Raw genomic sequence first — 22,321 nt, forward strand, 5'->3', positions numbered from 1 at the left:
GACGGCGACTTTTCTAACGCCGCGGATGTACACCAACCCGTGAGGTGTTTATGAGCGCGACCCCCAATGGCGCGGCGGCCCAGCCGTTCGTCAGCCACCCGATACGCCTGCGCCTCAACGGCCAGGACCGCCAGTTGGACGTGTTGCCCTGGACCACGCTGTTGGACCTGCTGCGCGAGCAACTGGACCTGGTCGGCAGCAAAAAAGGCTGCGACCACGGCCAATGCGGCGCCTGCACCGTCTTGCGCGACGGCAAACGCGTCAACGCCTGCCTGACCCTCGCCGTCATGTGCGACGGCGCCGAATTGACCACCATCGAAGGCCTGGCCGACGGCGACGTGCTCCACCCGATGCAGCAAGCCTTTATCAAGCACGACGCCTTCCAGTGCGGTTACTGCACCCCCGGCCAGATCTGTTCCGCCGTCGGCCTGGTCAATGAAGGCCGTGCCCACGACACCGCGCAAATCCAAGAGCTGATGAGCGGCAACCTCTGCCGCTGTGGTGCCTACAGCAATATCCGCGATGCCATCGTGGACGTCGTGGGAGGTGAGCAATGAACCCCTTCCATTACAGCAAACCGGCGGATGTACAGGAGGCGGTCCACCTCAGCAGCGCGGCATCGCGCTTTATTGCCGGTGGCACCAACCTGCTGGACTTGATGAAGGAAAATATCAGCCGCCCCGAGCACCTCATCGACATCACCGGCCTGCCGTTGCATGACATTCAGCAAACGGCCGAAGGCGGACTGCTGATCGGCGCCCTGGTGAGCAACGCCGACCTGGCCTGGCACCCGTTGATCGAACAGCGTTATCCATTGCTGTCGCAAGCCATCCTCGCGGGCGCCTCGCCGCAACTGCGCAACATGGCCAGTACCGGCGGCAACCTGTTGCAGCGCACCCGTTGCTACTACTTCTATGACGCCACCGTGCCCTGCAACAAACGTGAACCCGGCAGCGGTTGCCCGGCGCGAACCGGCTTGAATCGCATCCATGCGATCCTCGGCGCCAGTGAAGAGTGTGTCGCGACCCATCCGTCCGACATGTGCGTCGCGCTGGCTGCGCTGGAGGCGCGGGTGCATGTGGAAGGGCGTGGTGGTGCGCGGATCATCGAGTTTGCCGATTTCCATCGCCTGCCCGGTGATGCGCCGCAACGGGACAACCAATTGGCTGACGATGAGTTGATCACCGCGATCGAGCTGCCCGCCGATAACCTGGCGAGCCACAGTCACTACCTGAAAATCCGCGACCGCGCGTCTTATGCCTTCGCCCTGGTTTCCGTTGCCGCAGCGCTTGAACTGGACGGCGACATTATCGTTGATGCACGCCTGGCCCTCGGCGGCGTGGCCCACAAACCCTGGCGTGACCGCGCCGTGGAAGCCGGCCTGATCGGCCAGGTCGTCAGCCGCGAAACCTTCAGCCACGCCGCCGATGCCCTGCTGCAAGACGCCGAGCCGCTGGCGCACAACGGCTTCAAGATCAAGCTGGCGCGCCGGGCGATCATTCGCGCCCTGAGCGACGCTGCTGTCGCAGGAGAACAGCCATGACCGCTATCGGCAAACCCTTGGACCGGGTGGACGGTCTGCTCAAAGTCACCGGCCAGGCACGTTATGCCGGGGAGTTTCCCGAGCATGGCCTGCTGCACGGCAGCGTGGTGTCCAGCACCGTCGCCAAGGGCCGTGTGCTGCGCATCGATGCTTCCAGGGCGCTGGCCCTGCCGGGCGTGGTGGAGGTTATCCATCACCTCAACCGGCCGAGAATCGCCAGCTACGACGACGCTTTCCAAGACGACGACGCCGCCGATGGCTCGCCGTTCCGCCCGCTGTACAACGACCGCGTGCTGTACAGCGGCCAGCCCCTGGCCTTGGTGATCGCCGATAACCTGGAGCTGGCGCGGCATGCCGCTTCCCTGGTGGACATCGAGTACGAAACCGAAGCCTTCGAAACCGACCTGATGGCCTTGCAGGAACAGGCCCATGCTTCGCCGCAAACCCCGCCCGCGCCGCGTGGCAACTTCCAGGCCGAGTGGAGCGGCGCCGCCGTCAGCCTGGATCTGCACTACAGCACGCCCATCGAACACCACAACCCGATGGAACCCCACGCCAGCACCGTGCTGTATCAACCCGATGGCACCTTGCATATCCATGACAAGACCCAGGGCCCACAGAATTGCCAGGCCTATGTGCAAAAAGTCTTTGGCCTGGATAAAAGTCAGGTGCGCATCTTCGCCGCATTCGTCGGCGGCGCTTTTGGCTCCGGCTTGCGCCCGCAGTACCAGTTGCCGTTGGCCGTGATGGCCTCGCTGGCGCTCAAGCGCTCGGTGCGCGTCACCCTGACACGCCAACAGATGTTCACTTTCGGCTACCGCCCGCGCACCTTGCAGCGCTTGCAAATGGGCGCCGCCGCCAACGGACGCCTGCTGGCACTCGGACACACCGCTATCGGCCAGACCTCGCGCTTCGAGGATTTCAGCGAACATGTGGTGGAGTGGAGCGGCATGCTCTACCACTGCGATAACGTGCTACTGACCTACAAACTGGTGCCCCTGGATGTGTTCACGCCCTTGGACATGCGCGCTCCCGGTGCCGCCCTTGGCGTGATCGGCCTGGAGTGCGCCATGGACGAAGTGGCCTGCGCGCTGGGGATCGACCCGGTGCAACTGCGGCTGATCAACTACGCCGAGCGCAACCAGAACGAAGACAAACCCTGGTCGAGCAAGGCCCTGCGCGAATGCTACAGCGAAGGTGCCGAGCGTTTCGGCTGGAGCCAGCGCAACCCGGAACCGCGCAGTATGCGCGACGGCCGCCAGCTGATCGGCTGGGGCATGGCCGGTGGGGTATGGGAGGCCATGCAGATGAAGGCCAGTGCCAAGGCGCGGATTGACGCGCAGGGCAAGCTGACGGTCAGCAGCGCCACCACCGATATCGGCACCGGCACGTACACGGTGATGACCCAGATCGCGGCCCAGGCCAGTGGTGTGGCGGTCGAGGACGTAGTGTTTATGCTGGGCGATTCGTCATTGCCCACCGCGCCGCTGCAGGGCGGATCGTTTACCGTGTCTTCTGTGGGGACCGCCGTACAGCAAGCCTGCGAGGCGCTGAATGCCAAGTTGCTGGAGATTGCCCGCCAGACTTACCCGGTCTTCAAGGACGCCGAATCCGTACGCTTCGAAGACGGCCAGTTGCATACGGGCGACGTGAGCGTTTCGCTGGCGCAGTTGGTCAAGGACAGTGGCGAAGACGCGCTGGACGTGCAGGTCGACAGCGAGCCCGACAAAAAACGCGAGGGCTACAGCACCGCCACCCATTCGGCGGTATTTGTCGAGGTGCAGGTGGATGAAGACCTGGGCACCATCAAGGTCCGTCGGGTGGTCAGCGCGATTGCCGCCGGGCGTGTGGTCAACCCGAAGATGGCGCGCAGCCAGATCCTTGGCGGTGTGGTGTGGGGTATCGGCATGGCCCTGCACGAAGAAACCCAGATCGACCATCAACTGGGGCGCTACATGAACCACAGCCTGGCCGAGTACCACCTCCCGGTAAACGCGGATATTGGCGAGATCGACGTGGTGTTTGTCGAGGAGCATGACGAGATCGTCAACGCCCTGGGGTCCAAGGGGGTTGGTGAAATCGGTATTGTCGGCGTGGCAGCGGCGGTGGCGAATGCGATTTATCACGCCACCGGCAAACGGGTTCGGGAGTTTCCGATCACCTTGGATAAGGTGCTCTGACATGCTCTGGCAAGCACTGATTATCTAAAGGTGGGAGGGGGCTTGCCCCCGATGGGGGGGGTCAGTCAACGATGCTGTGACTGACATGGCGCTATCGGGGGCAAGCCCCCTCCCACATGGGTTATACGCTGGTTTTTTGAGCGGGCTCTTCCACCGGCACATGCATGCGATCCCGATTCGCCAGGGTCGGGAACAGCTTGATCCACACCCCAGTCACCACCAGCGTCCCGATCCCGCCCATGACCACGGCGGGCACGGTGCCGAACCAGTGGGCGGTAATCCCGGATTCGAACTCGCCCAATTGGTTGGACGCGCCGATGAACAGGCCGTTGACGGCACTGACTCGCCCGCGCATTTCATCCGGTGTCTCCAACTGCACAAACGACGCGCGGATCACCATGCTGATCATGTCCGCCGCCCCGAGCACCACCAGCACCGCCAGGGAAAACCAGAACGACGTGGAGAGGCCGAAGGCAATGGTTGCCACGCCGAACACGCCAACGGCAGTAAACATCACACGGCCTACATGGCGGTCCACCGAGAACCGCGCCAACCACAGCGACATCAACAACGCTCCCACGGCCGGCGCCGACCGCAGCAGGCCCAGGCCCCAGGCACCCGTTAGCAGGATGTCCTTGGCGAACACCGGCAGCAACGCGGTGGCGCCGCCCAGCAGCACGGCGAACAGGTCGAGGGAGATGGCGCCGAGGATGTCCGGGCGACTGCGGATAAAATGGATGCCGGCTAACAGCGAATCCAGCGTGGCCTTGCCTTTGTTGAGCGGCGTCTGGCGTGCGGGCAGGTTGAGGGTCAGCACGCAGGCAATGAGGTACAGCACCACCGTGGGGCCATACACCCACACGCTGCCAAACGCGTAGAGCAAACCGCCGAGCGCCGGCGCGACGATGGTTGCCAACTGCTGGGCCGACTGCGACGACGCCACGGCCCGTGGGAACAACGCGCTGGGCACGATGCTTGGCAACATGGCCTGGGTGGTGGGCATTTCAAACGAGCGCGCGGCGCCGAGCAGGAAGGCGAGGATAAAGATCATCTCGCGGGTCACGTTGCCGGTCAGGCCGCCAATCGCCAGGCTCAGGGCTATCAGCGCCTGCACGGTCTGGCAGATGGCCGCGACCTTGCGCCGCTCATAGCGATCGGCCACGTGCCCGGTGTGCAACATGAACAGCACGCGCGGCACGAACTCCACCAGGCCAACCAACCCCAGGTCCAGCACATTGCCGGTCAGTTGGTAGAGGTTCCAGCCGATGGCCACGGTGAGCATCTGGAAGCCGCTGGCGGTAAAGATGCGCGCCAGCCAGAACGCGATGAAAGGGCGGTGATAACGCAACAGCAACGCGGGTTCACTAGGCATCGGGGCTTCAGGTCCGGGCTGGAGGAGGGCCGAGATTATCATTAAGTTGTAACAGATAGTTGCAACAACTGAGCTGAGGCAGTCTGTCACGCGGCAAAAGACCACACAGTTCATTCCTGAAAATGGGACTACTCTTTTAGCAATGCTTGATCCAGATCAATGCCCGCCCGGGCATTGACCTGGCGGCCTCAGGGCCAGATTCCCTACGCGATGGTTAAAAAAAGAAACGAATTGAAATTCGCCAGACTCCATATCCGTGGGGGCAGTGGGTGCAGGCTTCCGCCAGCAGCCGGTATTACCTGACAGAGGAAGACTTATGTTCGGTTTGGAGGCGCTAGATCTCGCCCGAATTCAATTTGCGTTCACCATCTCTTTCCACATCCTGTTCCCGGCGATCACCATCGGCCTGGCCAGTTACCTCGCGGTGCTGGAAGGCTTGTGGCTCAAGACCCGTAACGACACCTACCGTGACCTCTACCATTTCTGGTCGAAGATCTTTGCCGTCAACTTCGGCATGGGTGTGGTCTCCGGCCTGGTCATGGCTTACCAGTTCGGCACCAACTGGAGCCGCTTCTCGGACTTCGCCGGCGCCGTTACCGGGCCGCTGCTGACGTATGAAGTGCTCACGGCCTTCTTCCTTGAGGCCGGTTTCCTCGGCGTAATGCTGTTCGGCTGGAATAAGGTCGGGCGCAACCTGCACTTCTTCTCCACCGTGATGGTGGCCGTCGGGACGCTGATTTCCACGTTCTGGATCCTCTCGTCCAACAGCTGGATGCAGACGCCCCAGGGCTTTGAAATCATTGATGGCCGGGTGATTCCGACCGATTGGTTTGCCGTCGTCTTCAACCCGTCGTTCCCCTATCGCCTGGCGCACATGGCCACCGCGGCCTTTGTGGCCACCGCGTTCTTCGTCGGCTCCTCGGCGGCCTGGCACTTGTTGCGCGGCAAGGACAACCCGGCGATCCGTAAAATGCTCTCGATGGCGATGTGGATGGCCTTGATCGTCGCGCCTATCCAGGCGGTGATCGGCGACTTCCATGGTCTTAACACCTTGAAGCATCAGCCGGCGAAAATCGCTGCGATTGAAGGTCACTGGGAAAACATCGGCAACGAACCCACGCCGCTGATCCTGTTTGGCTGGCCCGACATGAAGGCCGAAAAAACCAAGTACGCGGTGGAAATCCCCTATCTGGGCAGCCTGATCCTGACCCACTCCTTGGACAAGCAGGTGCCGGCGCTCAAGGAGTTCCCGCCTGAGGACCGCCCAAATTCGACCATCGTGTTCTGGTCGTTCCGGGTCATGGTCGGCCTGGGCTTCCTGATGATCTTCACCGGCCTGTTCAGCCTCTGGCTGCGCCGGGGCGACAAAATGTACACGTCCAAACCGTTCCTGTACCTGGCGTTGTGGATGGGCCCGTCCGGGCTGATCGCGATTCTCGCCGGCTGGTTCACCACCGAGATCGGCCGCCAGCCGTGGGTGGTCTACGGGCTGATGCGCACGGCGGACGCTTCTTCCGGGCATAGCCTGGCGCAGATGACGATCACCCTGGTGTTGTTCGTAGTGGTGTACTTCGCGCTGTTCGGTGCGGGGCTGGGCTACATGATGCGCCTGGTGCGCAAAGGGCCCCAGACCCACGAAGGCAGCGAACCTACCCACGGTGGCCCTGGCCAGAAACGCACGCCGGCTCGTCCGTTGTCTGCAGCCGATGACGGTGCCGACGACGATCACGCGCACATCCAGCACAAGGGGAATTGAGATGGGTATTGATCTTCCGCTGATCTGGGCCGTGATCATCATTTTCGGCATCATGATGTACGTGGTCATGGACGGCTTCGACCTGGGTATCGGCATCCTCTTCCCGTTTATCCCGGGCAAGACCGACCGTGACGTGATGATGAACACCGTGGCGCCGGTCTGGGACGGTAACGAAACCTGGCTGGTACTCGGCGGCGCGGCGTTGTTCGGCGCGTTCCCGCTGGCCTATTCGGTGGTGTTGTCGGCGCTGTACCTGCCGTTGATCCTGATGCTGATCGGCTTGATCTTCCGTGGCGTAGCGTTCGAGTTCCGCTTCAAGGCCAAGGACCATAAACGTCACCTGTGGGACAAGGCGTTCATCGGCGGCTCGCTGGCCGCGACGTTCTTCCAGGGCGTGGCGTTGGGGGCGTTTATCGACGGCATCCCGGTGGTCAACCGTCAGTTCGCCGGCGGTTCGCTGGACTGGGCCACGCCGTTCACGATGTTCTGCGGCGTGGCGCTGATCGTGGCCTATGCGTTGCTCGGCTGCACCTGGCTGATCATGAAGACCGAAGGCCCGCTTCAGGAAAAGATGCACAACCTCGCGCGGCCGTTGGCCTTCGTGGTGCTGGCGGTCATCGGCATCGTGAGTATCTGGACGCCACTGACGCACCCGGAAATCGCTTCGCGCTGGTTCACGCTGCCGAACCTGTTCTGGTTCCTGCCGGTGCCGATCCTGGTGCTGGTGACCATGTACGGGCTGATCCGCGCCGTGGCGCGTAATGCGCACTACACACCGTTCCTGCTGACGCTGGTGCTGATTTTCCTGGGCTACAGCGGTTTGGGCATCAGCCTGTGGCCGAACATCATTCCGCCCTCAGTGTCGATCTGGGACGCTGCCGCGCCGCCGCAAAGCCAGGGCTTCATGCTGGTGGGCACGTTATTCATCATTCCGTTCATCCTGGGCTACACCTTCTGGAGCTACTACGTGTTCCGCGGCAAGGTCACCCACGAAGACGGTTATCACTAGGAGGGTAGTTCCATGTCCGGCAAACCTTCGTTGCACGAGATTGAACAGGCCGAGAAACAGCCGCTGTGGCGGCGCCTGGGGTGGTTGGCGATGATCTGGACCGGCAGCGTGCTGGCCCTGTTCGTCGTGGCCAGCCTGATGCGCATGTTCATGAATGCGGCCGGCCTGACGACCCACTGACATCCCGATCCGGGCCTCGCGGCCCGGCTTTTCAACCCTGCTTTTCGCAAGAGAAGCAGGGTTTTTTTATTTGCGCGCTTTGAGGACCACGAATTTTGGCGTGGTGGCGACTTGCTCGACACCCCGGAACAAGCGCGCAAGCTTGGTGTGGTAACCCAGATGACGGTTGCCGACTATATAGAGGGCGCCGCCTACCACCAGGGCGTCCCGTGCCTGTTGGAACATGCGCCAGGCAAGGAAGTCACCGACCACCTGTTGCTGATGGAAGGGCGGGTTGCACAGCACCACGTCCAGCGAGTCGGGCGCCTGCCCTGCCAGGCCATCGCCGGCGCGTATGACCGCCTCGCGCTGGCCGAGGGCGGCGTGCCAGTTTTCCTGCGCCGATTGCACGGCCATGTAGGATTCGTCCACCAAGGTGTAGTGCGCCTCGGGGTTCTGCAGCGCGCTGGCGATCGCCAGTATGCCGTTGCCGCAGCCCAGGTCTGCCACGCGGGCACTGCCCAGGTTCTTCGGCAGGTGTGGCAGGAACGCCCGGGTGCCGATGTCCAGGCTTTCGCGACAGAACACATTGGCGTGGTTCAGCAATTCAATGGCCGGTGCGTCCACGGTGTAGCGGGTGGGGTAGGGCGAGACGGCAACGGGGCGGTCTTCAACGGAGGCGATCAGCAAACGCGCCTTTTTTACCGCAAGCGACGCTTGCATCGGCCCGATGTAACGCTCCAGCAATTCGCCCGCCGCCCGTGGCAAATGCTTGATCATCGCCCCGGCGATGACTTCGGCACCCGGTGCCAGTTGGCCCTGCAAGCGAATCAGTTGTTCTTCCAACAAGGCCAGGGTTTTCGGAACGCGGATCAGCACGCGATCGAAAGGCCCGGCCAGGGTCTGATTGGCGGGAATGAACGGCACGGCGTTAAACGTCTTGCCATTGCGCACCAGGTTTTTCTCCAGACCCTGGGCCGCGAGGAACGAGTCGCCGCTGGAGGTGACCTGCACCTTGCCTTCGAGACTGGCGGCCAGGGCGCCAAAGCTGTCATTGAGGACCAACACGCGGGTGCTGGCGTTCGGCGTTTGATCGGCCAAATGGCTCAGCAGGTATTCGTCGGCAGCGTCGAAGGCTTGCAGCGGATCGTTATGTTGCTCTGGCTGGCGGATCAGATCGAGCTGGGCGAAAGGGCTTTCGAGCAGGGGCATGGCGGGACAGGCTCTGGGTAAACGATGGGTGTTCGGCAGTCATGGGCCGAACCGTCTGAGCGAACGTCGAGCGGCACCTGGGGGGCTGCTCATCACTCAGAACCGGGCGTAAATGTTACGTTTTTTTCAGAGCGATTACATGCGGTGTTTCTGCACGGTTAGAACAGCCCCGCTTTGGAGGCACAGAGCACGGCGGCAATCTTGTTATTGACCCCCAGTTTCTTGAACGTACTGCTGATGTGAAACCCCACCGTACGCTCCGACAGACAAAGGATGGTAGCGATATCCGACGCTGTCTTGCCCATGGCGGACCACTTGAGAATTTCAGTTTCCCGTGGCGTCAGCTTACTCGGTGGCAGGGCGCTGGGTTTACCGGCGTATTTTTGCGCCACGACGGCATGCATGGCATGGCACAGCCACAAGACGTGGCCCGCCTTTTCATACAACTCTACCGGGCTTACATCGTCGGTGCCACGGCTCAGGGTCAGCATGCTGAACACACCCTGGAAATCATGCACGGCCTGGGTCCATGCCACGTTCACATTTAAGGTTTGGGCCAAGGACCATAGGCTGGGTGCATCTTTAAATAAGGTTCCCTCCCAGACGACGGGTAATACACATCGCTTGCAGTGTTTAACAACGGGATCTACATCGAAGTAGCGCGCTTGGTTATACACGGTCGTCCATTCTTTCGGATAGTTGGTGAATTCAATCGGATTGGTTTGGTTTTCGGATACCTGCGAGCTCATTTTGAAGGAACAATATTGGAAGCCGAGTTCATACGTTTGGTTGATAACCATCTCAAATACACTGGTGATCTCGTTCTCGCCTTCCAGTTTGGGGAGTCTAGTGTTGCGCCAGTTAAGCATTGGTAACTCTCCATGGGTTTTCTCTGACTTGGGGTACGTCCTGGACCCCCAACGCTGTACGCCAGTGAGTGTAGGACAGGGCCTACATTGCGAAAGGAAATTTTTGTTCTTACGCGGCAGGGTTTAAGGTTTTTTCACTGGATGTTTAGTAAGCCTCAAAAAGGCGTCATTTAGTTTCTTACGGTTTTTTAGTGGGTTGGGCACGCTGTAATGCTCAACTAACAGTATGTTTGTGACGTTGTGATACACGCTAATAGCGAAATGTTTTGGGGTTGGTATTAAATTGCCACTGTTCTGTGGGTTTACGATGCCACTACCAACCATAGGTGTTTCCACAGGCGACTTTGAGGGACACTAGGGCACCTGTAGAACGGAGCCCCCCATGACGGCCAGTGCTGAGAAATTTACCCGCCAGACCTTGCTCGATGTGCAATCGCTGACCCCCAGCCTGTTTACGCTGCGCACCACCCGCGACCCAGGCTTTCGTTTTACCGCCGGCCAGTTCGTGCGCCTGGGGGTGACCAAGGCGGATGGCAGCACCGTATGGCGCGCCTATTCCTTGGTGTCTTCGCCGTTTGATGAGCACCTGGATTTCTTCTCGATCGTCGTCCCGGAGGGTGAGTTCACCAGTGAACTGAGCCGCCTGAGAGTGGGCGATACCTTGATGGTGGAGCGCCAGGCCACGGGGTTCCTGACCTTGAATCGCTTCGTCGATGGTCGCGACTTATGGCTGTTGGGCACCGGTACTGGCGTGGCGCCGTTCCTGTCGATCCTGCAGGACTTCGAAGTCTGGGAGAAATTCGAGCGCATCATCCTCGTCTACAGCGCGCGCGAAGCCAGGGAGTTGGCTTATCAGTCGCTGATCAAGGAACTGGGCGAGCGCGAGTACCTGGCTGAGCATGCGCATAAGCTCACCTACATCCCTATCGTCACCCGTGAGCAACATCCGGGCGCGCTGAATGGGCGTATTACCACGTTGATCGAAAATGGCGAGCTGGAACGCGCGGCCGGCGTCGAACTGACCCCGGAACATTCCCGCGTGCTGATTTGCGGTAACCCGCAGATGGTCGATGACACGCGCCAGTTGCTCAAACAGCGCGACATGAATCTGAGCTTGAGCCGCCGCCCTGGCCAGGTGGCCGTGGAAAACTACTGGTAATAAAAAAGGCGCCTCAAGCAGGTAATGCCAGTCAGTTAAGGGTGAGCACCGTACCTGTGGCGAGGGAGCAAGCGCCCTCGTCACAGGTTACTGTTCGCTCTTGCTGCTTCTTAACTGACTGGCATTAGCCTCAAGCAGGCGCCTTTTTTCCAAGCCTGTGCTTACGGAAGCGGCTTGTCATTCTGCGCCTTGAGCAGATCGCGGATCTCACCCAGCAATACTTCTTCCTTGGTCGGCGTCGGTGGCAGGCTAGGCGCTACCGCCTCTTCACGCTTCAGACGGTTGATCGCCTTGACCCCCATGAAGATCGCAAACGCGACGATCACAAAGTCGATCACGCTCTGGATGAACTTGCCGTATGCCAGCACCACCGCAGGCACATCGCCCTGCGCCGCCTTGAGCGTGATCGCCAGGTCGCCGAAGTCCACGCCACCGATCAACAGACCAATGGGCGGCATCACCACGTCGCCTACAAACGAAGAAACAATTTTGCCGAAGGCTGCGCCGATGATGATACCGACGGCCATGTCGACCACATTACCTTTGACCGCGAAGGCCTTGAACTCACTGATCACGCCCATAGGTTATTCCTTGTTACAGATGAGAAGGGTGGCACTTAGTGTAAGTCAGTCGTAGCGGGCTTGCCTGACACAACCGCTAACACTGTTAGCTTTAATCGACACATTAAATCGCAAATAGTTTGCAAAGTGCCACCAATCGCGCGCGAAATACGCGTGGCATCAGTGGCTTACCAGATTATTTTATTAATCGGGTTGGTATGGCTTTTCTATTTATCTTCTGGCGCTCGGGTCACTAGCCTCTGGCAAGCACAACTGAATGTGCACTAAAAAAACCAGAGGAAACCCTGATGAAAACCCCAATGACCCGCGGGCCTGTTGCAGCGCGAACCGCGCTGGTACTGGTGACCGCCAGCCTGCTTTCCCTCTCAGTGCAAGCCGCTAACCTGACCCGCGATAATGGTGCCGCTGTCGGGGACAACCAGAACTCGCAGACCGCCGGCGCTAATGGCCCGGTGCTGCTGCAAGACGTGCAGCTTATTCAAAAGCTGCAACGCTTTGACCGCGAGCGCATCCCCGAGCGCGTGGTACACGCCCGTGGCACCGGCGCCCACGGCACCTTCACCGTCACTGACAGCCTCAGCGACCTGACCAAGGCCAAGGTATTCGCAGCCGGCGAAGCCACCCCGGTGTTTGTGCGCTTCTCCGCCGTAGTCCACGGCAACCACTCCCCGGAAACCCTGCGTGACCCACGCGGTTTCGCCACCAAGTTCTACACCGCCGACGGCAACTGGGACCTGGTCGGCAACAACTTCCCGACGTTCTTTATCCGTGATGCCATCAAGTTCCCGGACATGGTCCACGCCTTCAAGCCGGACCCGCGCACCAACCTGGATGACGATTCCCGTCGCTTCGATTTCTTCTCCCACGTACCTGAGTCCACCCGTACGCTCACCGAGCTGTACTCCGACTCCGGCACCCCGGCCAGCTACCGGGAGATGGACGGCAACGGCGTGCACGCCTACAAGCTGATCAACGCCAAGGGCGAGGTGCACTACGTCAAGTTCCACTGGAAGAGCCTGCAAGGCATCAAGAATCTTGATCCCAAGCAAGTCACCGAAGTGCAGGGGCGTGACTACAGCCACATGACCAACGACCTGGTCACCCATATCAACAAGGGCGACTTCCCCAAGTGGGACCTGTACGTGCAGGTGCTCAAGCCTGAAGACCTGGCCAAGTTCGACTTCGACCCGCTGGACGCCACCAAGATCTGGCCTAATGTGCCCGAGCGCAAAGTTGGACAGATGGTGTTGAACCGTAACCCGGCCAACGTCTTCCAGGAAACCGAGCAGGTGGCCATGGCCCCGGCCAACCTGGTGCCGGGCATCGAGCCGTCGGAAGACCGCCTGCTGCAAGGCCGCGTGTTCTCCTACGCCGACACCCAGATGTACCGCCTGGGCGCCAACGCCTTGCAACTGCCGATCAACGCGCCACGGGTGACCGTCAACAACGGTAACCAGGACGGTGCACTCAATACTGGCAAGACCACCAGCGGCGTGAACTACCAGCCAAGCCGCCTGGAACCTCGCGAAGAGCCACAGAGCGCGCGTTACAGCCAGTCGGCGCTGTCGGGCAGCACCCAGCAAGCGAAGATCCAGCGCGAGCAGAACTTCAAGCAGGCCGGTGACCTGTATCGCTCTTACAGCCCCAAAGAGCGTCAGGACCTGATCGATAACTTCGGCGGCTCCCTGGCCACCACGGATGACGAAAGCAAGCACATCATCCTGTCGTTCCTCTATAAGGCCGACCCGGAATACGGCACTGGCGTGGCCAAGGTCGCCAAAGGTGACCTGGCGCGCGTGAAAGCGCTGGCTGAAAAACTGACTGACTGATCCGTTGGTTGCGGTCGACGCCCATGCCTGGGCGTCGACCCTTGCAGGAGAACACCTCATGCGTATCTCTATCGGTTTGCTGATGGCCATGCTGGCCTTTGTCGCCCAGGCCGAGTCCCCTGACCCGGTGGCGCTCAAGGCCCAGTTGCAAGACTACTATTTCGACGCTGCCCGGCGGGGCGATATCGACATGCTCAATACCTTTATCGACTCCGGCTACAGCCTCAACACTCAGGACGATAAGGGCTACACCGCGCTGATCCTCGCCGCCTACCATGGACAGGGCCCGTTCGTGGAACGCCTGCTCAGCGCCGGCGCCGACGCCTGCGTGCAGGATAAACGTGGTAACACCGCACTGATGGGGGCGATTTTCAAAGGCGAACTGAAGATTGCCCAGCGCCTGCTCGCCACCGACTGCAACCCCGACCAGCGCAACGGTGCCGGGCAGACCGCGGCCATGTACGCCGGGCTGTTCAAGCGTGTCGAGTTGCTGGACGAACTTAAAGCCAAGGGCGCGGACCTCAATGCTGAAGACCCGATCGGCAACAGTGCTTCACGATTGGCCAGCGGTGAAATCCGGACCCCGGCGCCGCGCTGAGCTATCATCGCGGTTTTTCGGTTGGAGGTTCTCAAATGGCAAAGGCCAAGCGCATGTACGGCTGCACGGAGTGCGGCGCGACCTTTCCCAAGTGGGCCGGCCAGTGCACCGAATGCGGCGCGTGGAACACCCTGACTGAAACCATGATCGAAAGCGGCGGCGCGGCGGCTCCCACCGGCCGTGCCGGCTGGACCGGCCAGCAGGCGCAGATCAAGACCCTGGCCGAAGTCAGCGTCGAAGAAATCCCGCGCTTCTCCACAGCCTCCGGTGAGCTCGACCGCGTGTTGGGCGGCGGCCTGGTGGACGGCTCGGTGGTGCTGATCGGCGGTGACCCTGGTATCGGCAAGTCGACCATCCTGTTGCAGACGCTGTGCAGCATCGCCAGCCGCATGCCGGCGCTGTATGTCACGGGCGAAGAATCCCAGCAACAAGTCGCTATGCGCGCCCGCCGCCTGGGCTTGCCCCAGGACCAACTGCGGGTGATGACCGAAACCTGCATCGAAAGCATCATCGCCACGGCCCGGATCGAAAAACCCAAGGTCATGGTGATCGACTCGATCCAGACGATTTTCACCGAGCAACTGCAATCGGCGCCGGGCGGTGTATCCCAGGTGCGTGAGAGCGCCGCGCTGTTGGTGCGGTATGCCAAGCAGAGCGGCACGGCGATCTTCCTGGTCGGCCATGTGACCAAAGAGGGCGCATTGGCCGGGCCACGCGTGCTGGAGCATATGGTCGACACCGTGCTGTATTTCGAAGGCGAATCCGATGGCCGCCTGCGTTTGCTGCGAGCGGTAAAGAACCGGTTCGGCGCGGTGAATGAGTTGGGCGTGTTCGCCATGACTGACCGCGGATTGAAAGAAGTCTCCAACCCGTCGGCGATTTTTCTGACCCGCGCCCAGGAAGAAGTCCCAGGCAGCGTGGTGATGGCGACGTGGGAAGGCACTCGCCCGATGCTGGTGGAAGTGCAGGCGTTGGTGGATGACAGCCATCTGGCCAACCCGCGCCGCGTGACGCTGGGCCTGGATCAGAACCGGTTGGCGATGCTGCTGGCGGTGCTGCACCGTCACGGTGGTATTCCGACCCACGACCAGGACGTGTTCCTTAACGTAGTGGGCGGGGTCAAGGTATTGGAAACCGCCTCCGACCTGGCGTTGATGGCGGCTGTGATGTCGAGCTTGCGCAATCGGCCTTTGCCTCATGACCTGCTGGTGTTTGGCGAAGTCGGGCTGTCGGGCGAAGTTCGCCCGGTGCCCAGCGGCCAGGAGCGCCTCAAGGAAGCAGCCAAGCACGGCTTCAAGCGCGCCATCGTGCCCAAGGGTAATGCGCCGAAGGAGTCGCCGCCGGGGATACAGATTATTGGGGTGACGCGCTTGGAGCAGGCGTTGGATGCACTTTTCGAGTAGATCAAGGATGGATGCAATGCAACGATCGAGTAGGTGGGGCGTAATCGCCTTGTTTATCGCGTTGGCCGGGTTGCCTGCGATGGCCTGGGCCGACGCGGCCAAGCTGCCGGCCGGTTACCGCCTGGCCCAAAAACTAGTGACGCAAGACGGCAGCGTCTTGCAGGTACTCGAAGATCAACGCATCAGCGCACAAATGCACAAGGACAGTTGGGGCAGTGGCCTGGATGAGGATTCGTTCGACGAACCCGGTGACCTGGTAGAAAACCCGCTGCTCGGAGCCCAGGTGCGATTGCTGTCGGCGTCGGGGGATTTAGTCGCGCACGACGACCTCGGTTATCCTTTGGCCGAGATCAAGAAAGCCCCGCTCAAAGGCCTGCCGGACGCGGTGTATTTTCTGATCATTGATCAGACCGCGCCAATGGGGAGTTACAGTGGCCCGGCGACTCAACTGCTGCTGCCGGCCAAGCAAAAACTTGAGCCTATGAGTTACAAGGACGCTGACGGCAAGGTCAAAACGCTGACCTTGGCCCAGACCGGCAAGGCCGCGTGGCAGGTTGCATCGCCGGTCAAAGGTGGCGCGGATGAGCTGCTGCAAATCTCTTCATTTATGGACGGTGATGGCGAGGATGATTTTGCCACCCGCTACCAAACCTATCGTTTTGTGGATGGGCAGTGGCAGGTCGCGGTGAGGCAGAAAGCGGGCTACTGGGACACGGAAAGCGACTTCCCTACGCGTACGGCATTTCCCTGAACTGTCGTTTTTCCCGTGAGAGAACCGCTACCAGAAGAGCATTTTCAACGCCAAGGCAACGACGACGACATTGAAAGCGCTCTCCATCCACTTATCGCCTTTCTGTAGAGCAAACTTGGCGCCCGCATTGGCGCCCACCAGCGTGCCTATGATCAGGCAACATCCGTACTGCCAATTAATGATGCCGCTGATACCGAATATTATTAACGATCCCACTGAGAGGATGAGACCTCCGACTTTCCGAGTACCAATTGACTCACTGATCGTTTTTTTAAAAAAAATAATATACAAATAAGTTGATAACTTGGCTTGTCCGCCAAATAAACCGCCAATCATGCCCACGGGAACAAACAGTACATAGCCGCAAAAGCGCCTGAGCGATGAGGGGGTGGCCTTCGGCGAATGAGGCTTCCTGATGAGTGAAAGTGCCACCAAGAGTAGCGTCAGGCCGCCAATGATTTTATGCAGCAGCGCGGGGTCTATTTGCACGAGCAGACTTGCACCGATCAAGGCGCCCGCCAACCCAAGTGCCGCCGCGGGGGCCGCTAGCCTGTAATCCACTTTTCCACTGTTATGAAAGTGCCTCAAGCCGGCGAACATAGTGCCTACCGAAGCCAGGCGAGCGGTCGCTATCGAAGACTGAGGGGGTATCCCAAGCCAGATCATCACTGGAACGGTTAGAAATACGCTGCCTCCCGTATTGGTTCCGATAAAACCCGTTATAACACCCAGCAGCACCAACCCAGCGCCTGTCAGCCATTCATGCTCAACCATATTGAGGTGCCCGCCATCCTGATGAAGTGCATTATTTATTATTCGCTCAAGTAGAGGGGGTCTATCCAGTGATAGCAGTTGCGGTCCCTGGCATTGGCTGTTAAATGAAGTTTTGCGGTGTGTACAAAGCTATATTCGCCAATAATTGGGCGACGACGATCAAAGGTGTCACCCATCGCTTTTGATACAAGGCGGCTGAGGTTTAATACCTTCTGGCTTTTGCCACTGCACAATATCGAACTGAAGTGAAGATTTGTAATCAGTAAACAGGTTTCAGTGATACCGCATCGTTCTCCGATGCCATTTACGGTGCAGGACACGAATGTGGCGCCTGCCTCGATGGAGGCCAGCGTATTTGCCATTGCCAAACCCCGGTCATCGTGGAAATGCACTTCCAAGTCAATGTTGGGCAATGCCTGTTTAATCAACTGTACTGTGGACCGAACTTTAAACGGCTCGCAGATGCCCAGTGAGTCTGCATAACAGATGCGATCAGCTCCGGCGGCTTCGGCAATTTTATACGTTTCAATCAGTTCTCTTTGATCCGTTCTTGAGGCGTCCTCAATGGTGTACCGTACGTTCAGTCCTAGTGATTTTGCGTAAAGGATACTGCGCCTGACGAGTTCTTGTATCTCTTCCTTTGTTTTCCTGAGTCTGTACTTTTGTGAGGCTTCGTTAATACCTGCAAATATGCCTATCCAGTTGGCCCCCGTTGCATAAACGGCATCGATGTCATCGCGATGCGCGCGCGAGTGCGCCAATATATTTTTTGCAAGTTTCGACTGTACAAGTGAAGTGACCCGATCACACTCTTGCTTTGATGCATATGGGTGACCAGCTTCGATGAAATCAATGCCCGCGTCTGCAAGTGCTCGGCCAATGGCCAGCGTGGACTTGACTGTCAGCTTGACGCCTGGCGCTTGATTGCCTTCTCGCAACGTTGAGTCTACAAGCGTAATAAATGTCATCACAAGAAGTCCATTGTCTTGAGGGTTAGACGTGCGTAGCACTTTCGACGACTTTGCGTTGTGACGAATACGTCAACAATTTATCTTCGTTGACTTCAACGCCGAGGCCGGGTTTGTCGATAGCAAGTGTCACTCTGCCGTCACGAAATGAATAACCGCTCTCGTCAACAATATCATCGGCGAACCTCTCGGCGGGGCATCCATAGCCGGTGGTTGCCACATTTTTCAGTGTGGCAACAAAATGATGGAGCGCTGCGGTGCCAATACCGAAGGGGTGCATGCTGCCCGTACTAACTTGAAGGTCTGCCACTTCAGCAGCCGCACACAGCCGGCGTGAGGCTAATATGCCTCCTGATTTAAAGGGCTTCAAGCATATGGCATGTGCTGCGTTGAGGCTAATGATGTCCTTGAGGTCTCTACTGGTAAATAGGCTTTCATCGGCAATGATAGTGGTCGCTACATTGCGCTTCACCTCCGCCAACCCTGCGATGTCATGACCGGGCGTTGGCTGCTCGACAGCGAAAACACCGTACTGCTCAATACGCTTTATAAATTGGATGGCGGTGGGGATGTCATAGGCGCAGTTCGGGTCTACTTCAAGTTCAAAGTGATCCCCTAATGCCTGTCTAACAGCCTTGAAACACGTGTAGTCGTCCTTCAATACTCCGGATCCTTTCAATGTCAATCGGTTATAACCCTCTGCCTGCAGTTGAAGTGCTCGTTCAGTGACCTCTTTGGCGGAGGCAAATGGCAAGCTTCGGCTGACGGTATAGTTGAGGTTGTATGCGCCGCCTAACAAGTTGCAAACCGGAACATTAAGTGCTTTCCCCGCGAGATCTAAAAGAGCATGATCAATCGCACATTTCGCAAAGAGATGCCCTTTAATCAGCGTGTCGAGCTGGCTCATGATAACTTCGAATGTGCAGGGGTTTTTGCCAATAATTGCCGGGCACAGATAGCTTTCAAGTACCGCCAACATTGTTTCGGGAGTATCGCCTTGAGCCGGGTAGCGTCTTGAGATAATCCCTGATTCTCCCCACCCTACAACGCCGGTATCAGTCGTTAACTTTAATACTACATGTCGTCCCTTAGGCGTTATGTTGGTAGCGGTTTGATAGGGGTTTTTATAGGGTATTTCGGTCAAGAAGATTTCAGCTTTGGAAATTAGCATGATTTAACATCCTGTTAGAGGTCAGGCTGGAAGGGCAGGTAGAATGTAGTTTGTCAGTTGCATTTTTATCAAGTGCGAAAATTGCCCTGACTCGCGGAGTTATCATGAAAATAATTTAATTTTTGTGTGTATTGATTTTTGAAATAGATGGGCGGCGCTTGTTTTTTTTCATTGAATTCAAAGCGGCTTGAATTATTACAGTATTTATTCAAATGGTTTTTGTCGTTCTTGTGACTGCTTTATAGGTTGATTGCGGGGTGCGATGGCTGGGTTTTATGATGATTTGATCTAAGTTTATGACTTTTTATTGGGGGCTGAGGCGAGCGGCCTGATGCATGTATTGAGAAGACCGCAGCCTCGCTTCTTTAGCGGGGGTTCATACCTCCAGCAAAGCACCCAGCTCTCGCTCTAGCTCTTCCTGGTCGCCCAGATTCAACTCGATCAGCCGCCGCAAGTGGCTGATCGACTCCAGATCGATGTCTTTGCACACAAAACCCAGTTGCCCATGATCCTCATGAGTGAGCTTCACTTGCATCTTTATATGCGCCTTGGGGTCCAGGCGTATGTCGACATCGAACGGCAGCGCCTTATTGCCCTTCCAGTCTTCGGGCCGTTGCACCAACAGGCCCTTCAGCGACAAATCTACTAATTGCACTGGCCATTCGTGCCCGTTTTGCCGAAGTTCGGTCTTGGCATCAAAGGCGATCCGGCGAAAACGACGGCGGTCAGACGGCTGCTCGGTCATGGTGAAACCCTCTGTGGTTAGAAGGATTGTAGCCCTGCGCCATCATCGGGCCGTTATTTCTGCTTTTTTTGCCCCTAGAAGGCTCTAGACCAACGTAGGGGGGTGGCCTTTAAGGCCAGTAGCGCTAAACTCCGGATGGCTGTCCTTTCTGTCCACCCTGGCTGGAATATAAAAATGAAAAATAATAATAGCCTGCTACGCCACCTACCCTGGCTGGTGCTGGCAATTGTAGGAGCGTGCGCCCTAGGCGTAGTGGCCTTGCGCCGCGGCGAGGCGATCAACGCCTTGTGGATTGTGGTCGCGGCTGTGGCCATCTACCTGGTTGCGTACCGTTACTACAGTTTGTTCATCGCTAACAATGTGATGCAACTCGACCCACGGCGGGCCACCCCCGCAGTGCTCAACAACGACGGTCTGGACTATGTGCCGACCAACAAACACATCCTATTCGGTCACCACTTTGCCGCGATTGCCGGTGCAGGCCCGCTGGTCGGCCCGGTGCTGGCGGCGCAAATGGGCTATCTGCCCGGCACGCTCTGGCTGATTGCCGGCGTGGTCCTGGCCGGTGCGGTGCAGGACTTCATGATCCTGTTCCTGTCCACGCGTCGTAACGGCCGTTCCCTGGGGGATATGGTTCGCGAAGAGATGGGGCGCATCCCCGGCACCATCGCGCTGTTTGGCTGCTTCCTGATCATGATCATCATCCTCGCGGTGCTGGCGCTGATCGTGGTCAAGGCCCTGGCCGAGAGCCCGTGGGGCATCTTCACCGTGATGGCGACCATCCCGATCGCGATGTTCATGGGCATCTACATGCGCTACATCCGCCCGGGCCGCATCGGTGAAATCTCGATCATTGGCGTGCTGTTGCTGCTGGGTTCGATCTGGCTGGGTGGGCAGATTGCTGCTGATCCGGTGTGGGCCAAGGCCTTCACCTTCACCGGGATCCAGATCACCTGGATGCTGATCGGCTACGGTTTCGTTGCAGCGGTACTGCCGGTGTGGCTGATCCTTGCACCGCGTGACTACCTTTCCACCTTCCTGAAAATCGGCACCATCATCGCCCTGGCCATCGGCATCCTGGTGACCATGCCCGACCTGAAAATGCCGGCACTGACCCAGTTCATCGACGGCACCGGCCCGGTGTGGAAGGGCGGCTTGTTCCCGTTCCTGTTCATCACCATCGCCTGCGGCGCGGTCTCGGGTTTCCACGCGCTGATTTCTTCGGGCACTACGCCCAAGTTGTTGGCCAGCGAAAGCCATGCCCGCTACATCGGTTATGGCGGCATGTTGATGGAATCGTTCGTGGCCATCATGGCGATGGTTGCCGCTTCGGTGATCGAGCCTGGCGTTTACTTCGCCATGAACAGCCCGGCCGCTATTGTCGGTACCGACGTGGTGACCGTGGCGCAAACCGTCAGCAGCTGGGGTTTTGCAATTACCCCTGAAGCCCTGTCGGCCGTGGCCCATGACATCGGTGAAACCACCATCCTGGCGCGTGCCGGCGGTGCACCGACCCTGGCGGTAGGTATCGCGCAGATCCTGCACAGCGTACTGCCGGGTGAAAACACCATGGCGTTCTGGTACCACTTTGCGATCCTGTTCGAAGCGCTGTTCATCCTGACCGCCGTCGACGCCGGTACCCGTGCCGGTCGCTTCATGCTGCAGGACTTGCTGGGCTCCTTCGTGCCCGCGCTGAAACGCACCGAGTCATGGACCGCCAACCTGATCGCGACCGCCGGTTGCGTGGCCATGTGGGGTTACCTGCTGTACCAAGGCGTGATCGACCCACTGGGCGGCATCAACACCTTGTGGCCGCTGTTCGGTATCTCCAACCAGATGCTGGCGGGTATCGCGCTGATGCTGGCGACCGTTGTGCTGATCAAAATGAAACGCCAACGCTACATCTGGGTGACCATGCTGCCGGCCGTCTGGCTGCTGATCTGCACCACCACCGCGGGCTTCATCAAGCTGTTCGACGCCAACCCGGCGATCGGCTTCCTGTCGCTGGCCAAGAAGTACAGCGATGCGTTGGCCAATGGTCAGATCCTGGCCCCGGCCAAGAGCATCGACCAGATGCAGCACGTGATCTGGAACGCCTACACCAACGCAACGCTGACGGCGCTGTTCTTGTTCGTGGTATTCAGCATCCTGTTCTATGCGCTCAAGGTCGGCGTCGCCGCCTGGGGCAACAAAGAACGTACGGATAAAGAAGCCCCGTTCCAGGCTGTTCCGGACGCGTGAT

Annotated in this window: 20 protein-coding genes; 12 read left to right on the forward strand and 8 right to left on the reverse strand. The window is 59.0% G+C overall.

The features are described from left to right. Window positions 1-50: 50 nt before the first annotated feature. The 3 genes from BM403_RS19585 to BM403_RS19595 are packed head-to-tail and all read left to right on the forward strand — an operon-like array spanning window position 51 to window position 3,723. The gene (locus BM403_RS19585; RefSeq protein ID WP_015885999.1) at window positions 51-557 is read left to right on the forward strand and encodes a (2Fe-2S)-binding protein; all 507 of its coding nucleotides are present in this window, start codon (window positions 51-53) and stop codon (window positions 555-557) included. Next, window positions 554-1,543 carry an FAD binding domain-containing protein gene (locus tag BM403_RS19590; RefSeq protein WP_046034262.1) on the forward strand — a complete coding sequence of 330 codons (990 nt, stop codon included), beginning with the start codon at window positions 554-556 and terminating at the stop codon, window positions 1,541-1,543. The genes BM403_RS19585 and BM403_RS19590 overlap by 4 nt, the downstream gene beginning before the upstream one ends. Beyond that, on the forward strand, window positions 1,540-3,723 hold the full coding sequence (locus tag BM403_RS19595) for a xanthine dehydrogenase family protein molybdopterin-binding subunit (protein WP_093544272.1): 2,184 nt from the start codon (window positions 1,540-1,542) through the stop codon (window positions 3,721-3,723). The genes BM403_RS19590 and BM403_RS19595 overlap by 4 nt, the downstream gene beginning before the upstream one ends. A 121-nt stretch (window positions 3,724-3,844) precedes the next feature. Here the strand turns inward: BM403_RS19595 and BM403_RS19600 are convergent, their stop codons facing one another. Beyond that, window positions 3,845-5,095 (reverse strand): MFS transporter, encoded by a 1,251-nt coding sequence (locus tag BM403_RS19600; protein ID WP_093544274.1) that lies wholly within the window; start codon window positions 5,093-5,095, stop codon window positions 3,845-3,847. A 316-nt stretch (window positions 5,096-5,411) separates the two neighbouring features. Between BM403_RS19600 and BM403_RS19605 the strand changes: the two genes are divergently transcribed. From BM403_RS19605 to BM403_RS19615, 3 genes are read left to right on the forward strand one after another with little or no spacing between them, the layout of a single operon-like run. Continuing rightward, a complete protein-coding gene (locus tag BM403_RS19605) occupies window positions 5,412-6,851 on the forward strand; it encodes a cytochrome ubiquinol oxidase subunit I (RefSeq protein WP_015885995.1) in 1,440 nt (479 codons plus the stop codon). A 1-nt stretch (window position 6,852) separates the two neighbouring features. Beyond that, window positions 6,853-7,860 (forward strand): cytochrome d ubiquinol oxidase subunit II, encoded by a 1,008-nt coding sequence (gene cydB / locus BM403_RS19610; RefSeq protein WP_015885994.1) that lies wholly within the window; start codon window positions 6,853-6,855, stop codon window positions 7,858-7,860. A 12-nt stretch (window positions 7,861-7,872) separates the two neighbouring features. Next, window positions 7,873-8,040: a DUF2474 domain-containing protein gene (locus tag BM403_RS19615; RefSeq protein ID WP_010206690.1), complete on the forward strand. Its 168-nt coding sequence runs from the start codon at window positions 7,873-7,875 to the stop codon at window positions 8,038-8,040. A 66-nt stretch (window positions 8,041-8,106) separates the two neighbouring features. Here the strand turns inward: BM403_RS19615 and BM403_RS19620 are convergent, their stop codons facing one another. Together BM403_RS19620 and BM403_RS19625 are read right to left on the reverse strand one after the other, a co-directional pair. After that, entirely contained in the window at window positions 8,107-9,231 is a 1,125-nt protein-coding gene (locus tag BM403_RS19620) for a methyltransferase (protein WP_093544276.1), read from the reverse strand. Window positions 9,232-9,389: 158 nt separating this feature from the next. Further along, the gene (locus tag BM403_RS19625) at window positions 9,390-10,100 is read right to left on the reverse strand and encodes a helix-turn-helix transcriptional regulator (RefSeq protein ID WP_015885992.1); all 711 of its coding nucleotides are present in this window, start codon (window positions 10,098-10,100) and stop codon (window positions 9,390-9,392) included. A gap of 382 nt (window positions 10,101-10,482) precedes the next feature. On the opposite strand from BM403_RS19625, the gene BM403_RS19630 reads away from it, so the two are divergent. Next, window positions 10,483-11,259: a ferredoxin--NADP reductase gene (locus tag BM403_RS19630; protein WP_093544279.1), complete on the forward strand. Its 777-nt coding sequence runs from the start codon at window positions 10,483-10,485 to the stop codon at window positions 11,257-11,259. A 161-nt stretch (window positions 11,260-11,420) separates the two neighbouring features. On the opposite strand, the gene mscL is transcribed toward BM403_RS19630, so the two are convergent. Beyond that, window positions 11,421-11,840 carry a large-conductance mechanosensitive channel protein MscL gene (gene mscL / locus BM403_RS19635; protein ID WP_015885990.1) on the reverse strand — a complete coding sequence of 140 codons (420 nt, stop codon included), beginning with the start codon at window positions 11,838-11,840 and terminating at the stop codon, window positions 11,421-11,423. A gap of 287 nt (window positions 11,841-12,127) precedes the next feature. Here mscL and katB point away from each other — a divergent pair, with 287 nt between their 5' ends. From katB to BM403_RS19655, 4 genes are read left to right on the forward strand one after another with little or no spacing between them, the layout of a single operon-like run. Further along, a complete protein-coding gene (gene katB, locus BM403_RS19640) occupies window positions 12,128-13,669 on the forward strand; it encodes a catalase KatB (RefSeq protein WP_093544282.1) in 1,542 nt (513 codons plus the stop codon). 58 nt (window positions 13,670-13,727) lie between these two features. Then, entirely contained in the window at window positions 13,728-14,267 is a 540-nt protein-coding gene (locus BM403_RS19645; RefSeq protein WP_015885988.1) for an ankyrin repeat domain-containing protein, read from the forward strand. A gap of 35 nt (window positions 14,268-14,302) precedes the next feature. Continuing rightward, window positions 14,303-15,670, forward strand: a complete 1,368-nt coding sequence (gene radA, locus BM403_RS19650) for a DNA repair protein RadA (RefSeq protein ID WP_003235145.1) — start codon at window positions 14,303-14,305, stop codon at window positions 15,668-15,670. Between the two features lie 16 nt (window positions 15,671-15,686). Continuing rightward, window positions 15,687-16,421, forward strand: a complete 735-nt coding sequence (locus BM403_RS19655; protein ID WP_093544285.1) for a hypothetical protein — start codon at window positions 15,687-15,689, stop codon at window positions 16,419-16,421. Window positions 16,422-16,448: 27 nt separating this feature from the next. Here the strand turns inward: BM403_RS19655 and BM403_RS19660 are convergent, their stop codons facing one another. The 4 genes from BM403_RS19660 to BM403_RS19675 all read right to left on the reverse strand — a co-directional run bounded on the left by BM403_RS19660 (window position 16,449) and on the right by BM403_RS19675 (window position 20,079). Further along, on the reverse strand, window positions 16,449-17,195 hold the full coding sequence (locus BM403_RS19660) for a sulfite exporter TauE/SafE family protein (protein WP_064053086.1): 747 nt from the start codon (window positions 17,193-17,195) through the stop codon (window positions 16,449-16,451). Window positions 17,196-17,233: 38 nt separating this feature from the next. After that, a complete protein-coding gene (locus BM403_RS19665) occupies window positions 17,234-18,163 on the reverse strand; it encodes a LeuA family protein (RefSeq protein WP_093544288.1) in 930 nt (309 codons plus the stop codon). 25 nt (window positions 18,164-18,188) lie between these two features. Further along, window positions 18,189-19,334: a mandelate racemase/muconate lactonizing enzyme family protein gene (locus BM403_RS19670; RefSeq protein WP_093544291.1), complete on the reverse strand. Its 1,146-nt coding sequence runs from the start codon at window positions 19,332-19,334 to the stop codon at window positions 18,189-18,191. Between the two features lie 376 nt (window positions 19,335-19,710). Further along, a complete protein-coding gene (locus BM403_RS19675) occupies window positions 19,711-20,079 on the reverse strand; it encodes a PilZ domain-containing protein (protein ID WP_093544294.1) in 369 nt (122 codons plus the stop codon). A gap of 174 nt (window positions 20,080-20,253) precedes the next feature. On the opposite strand from BM403_RS19675, the gene BM403_RS19680 reads away from it, so the two are divergent. Beyond that, entirely contained in the window at window positions 20,254-22,320 is a 2,067-nt protein-coding gene (locus tag BM403_RS19680) for a carbon starvation CstA family protein (protein ID WP_046034269.1), read from the forward strand. The last annotated feature ends 1 nt before the right edge of the window (window position 22,321 follow it).

The organism is Pseudomonas sp. OV546 (assembly GCF_900116845.1).
Classification (GTDB): domain Bacteria; phylum Pseudomonadota; class Gammaproteobacteria; order Pseudomonadales; family Pseudomonadaceae; genus Aquipseudomonas; species Aquipseudomonas petroselini.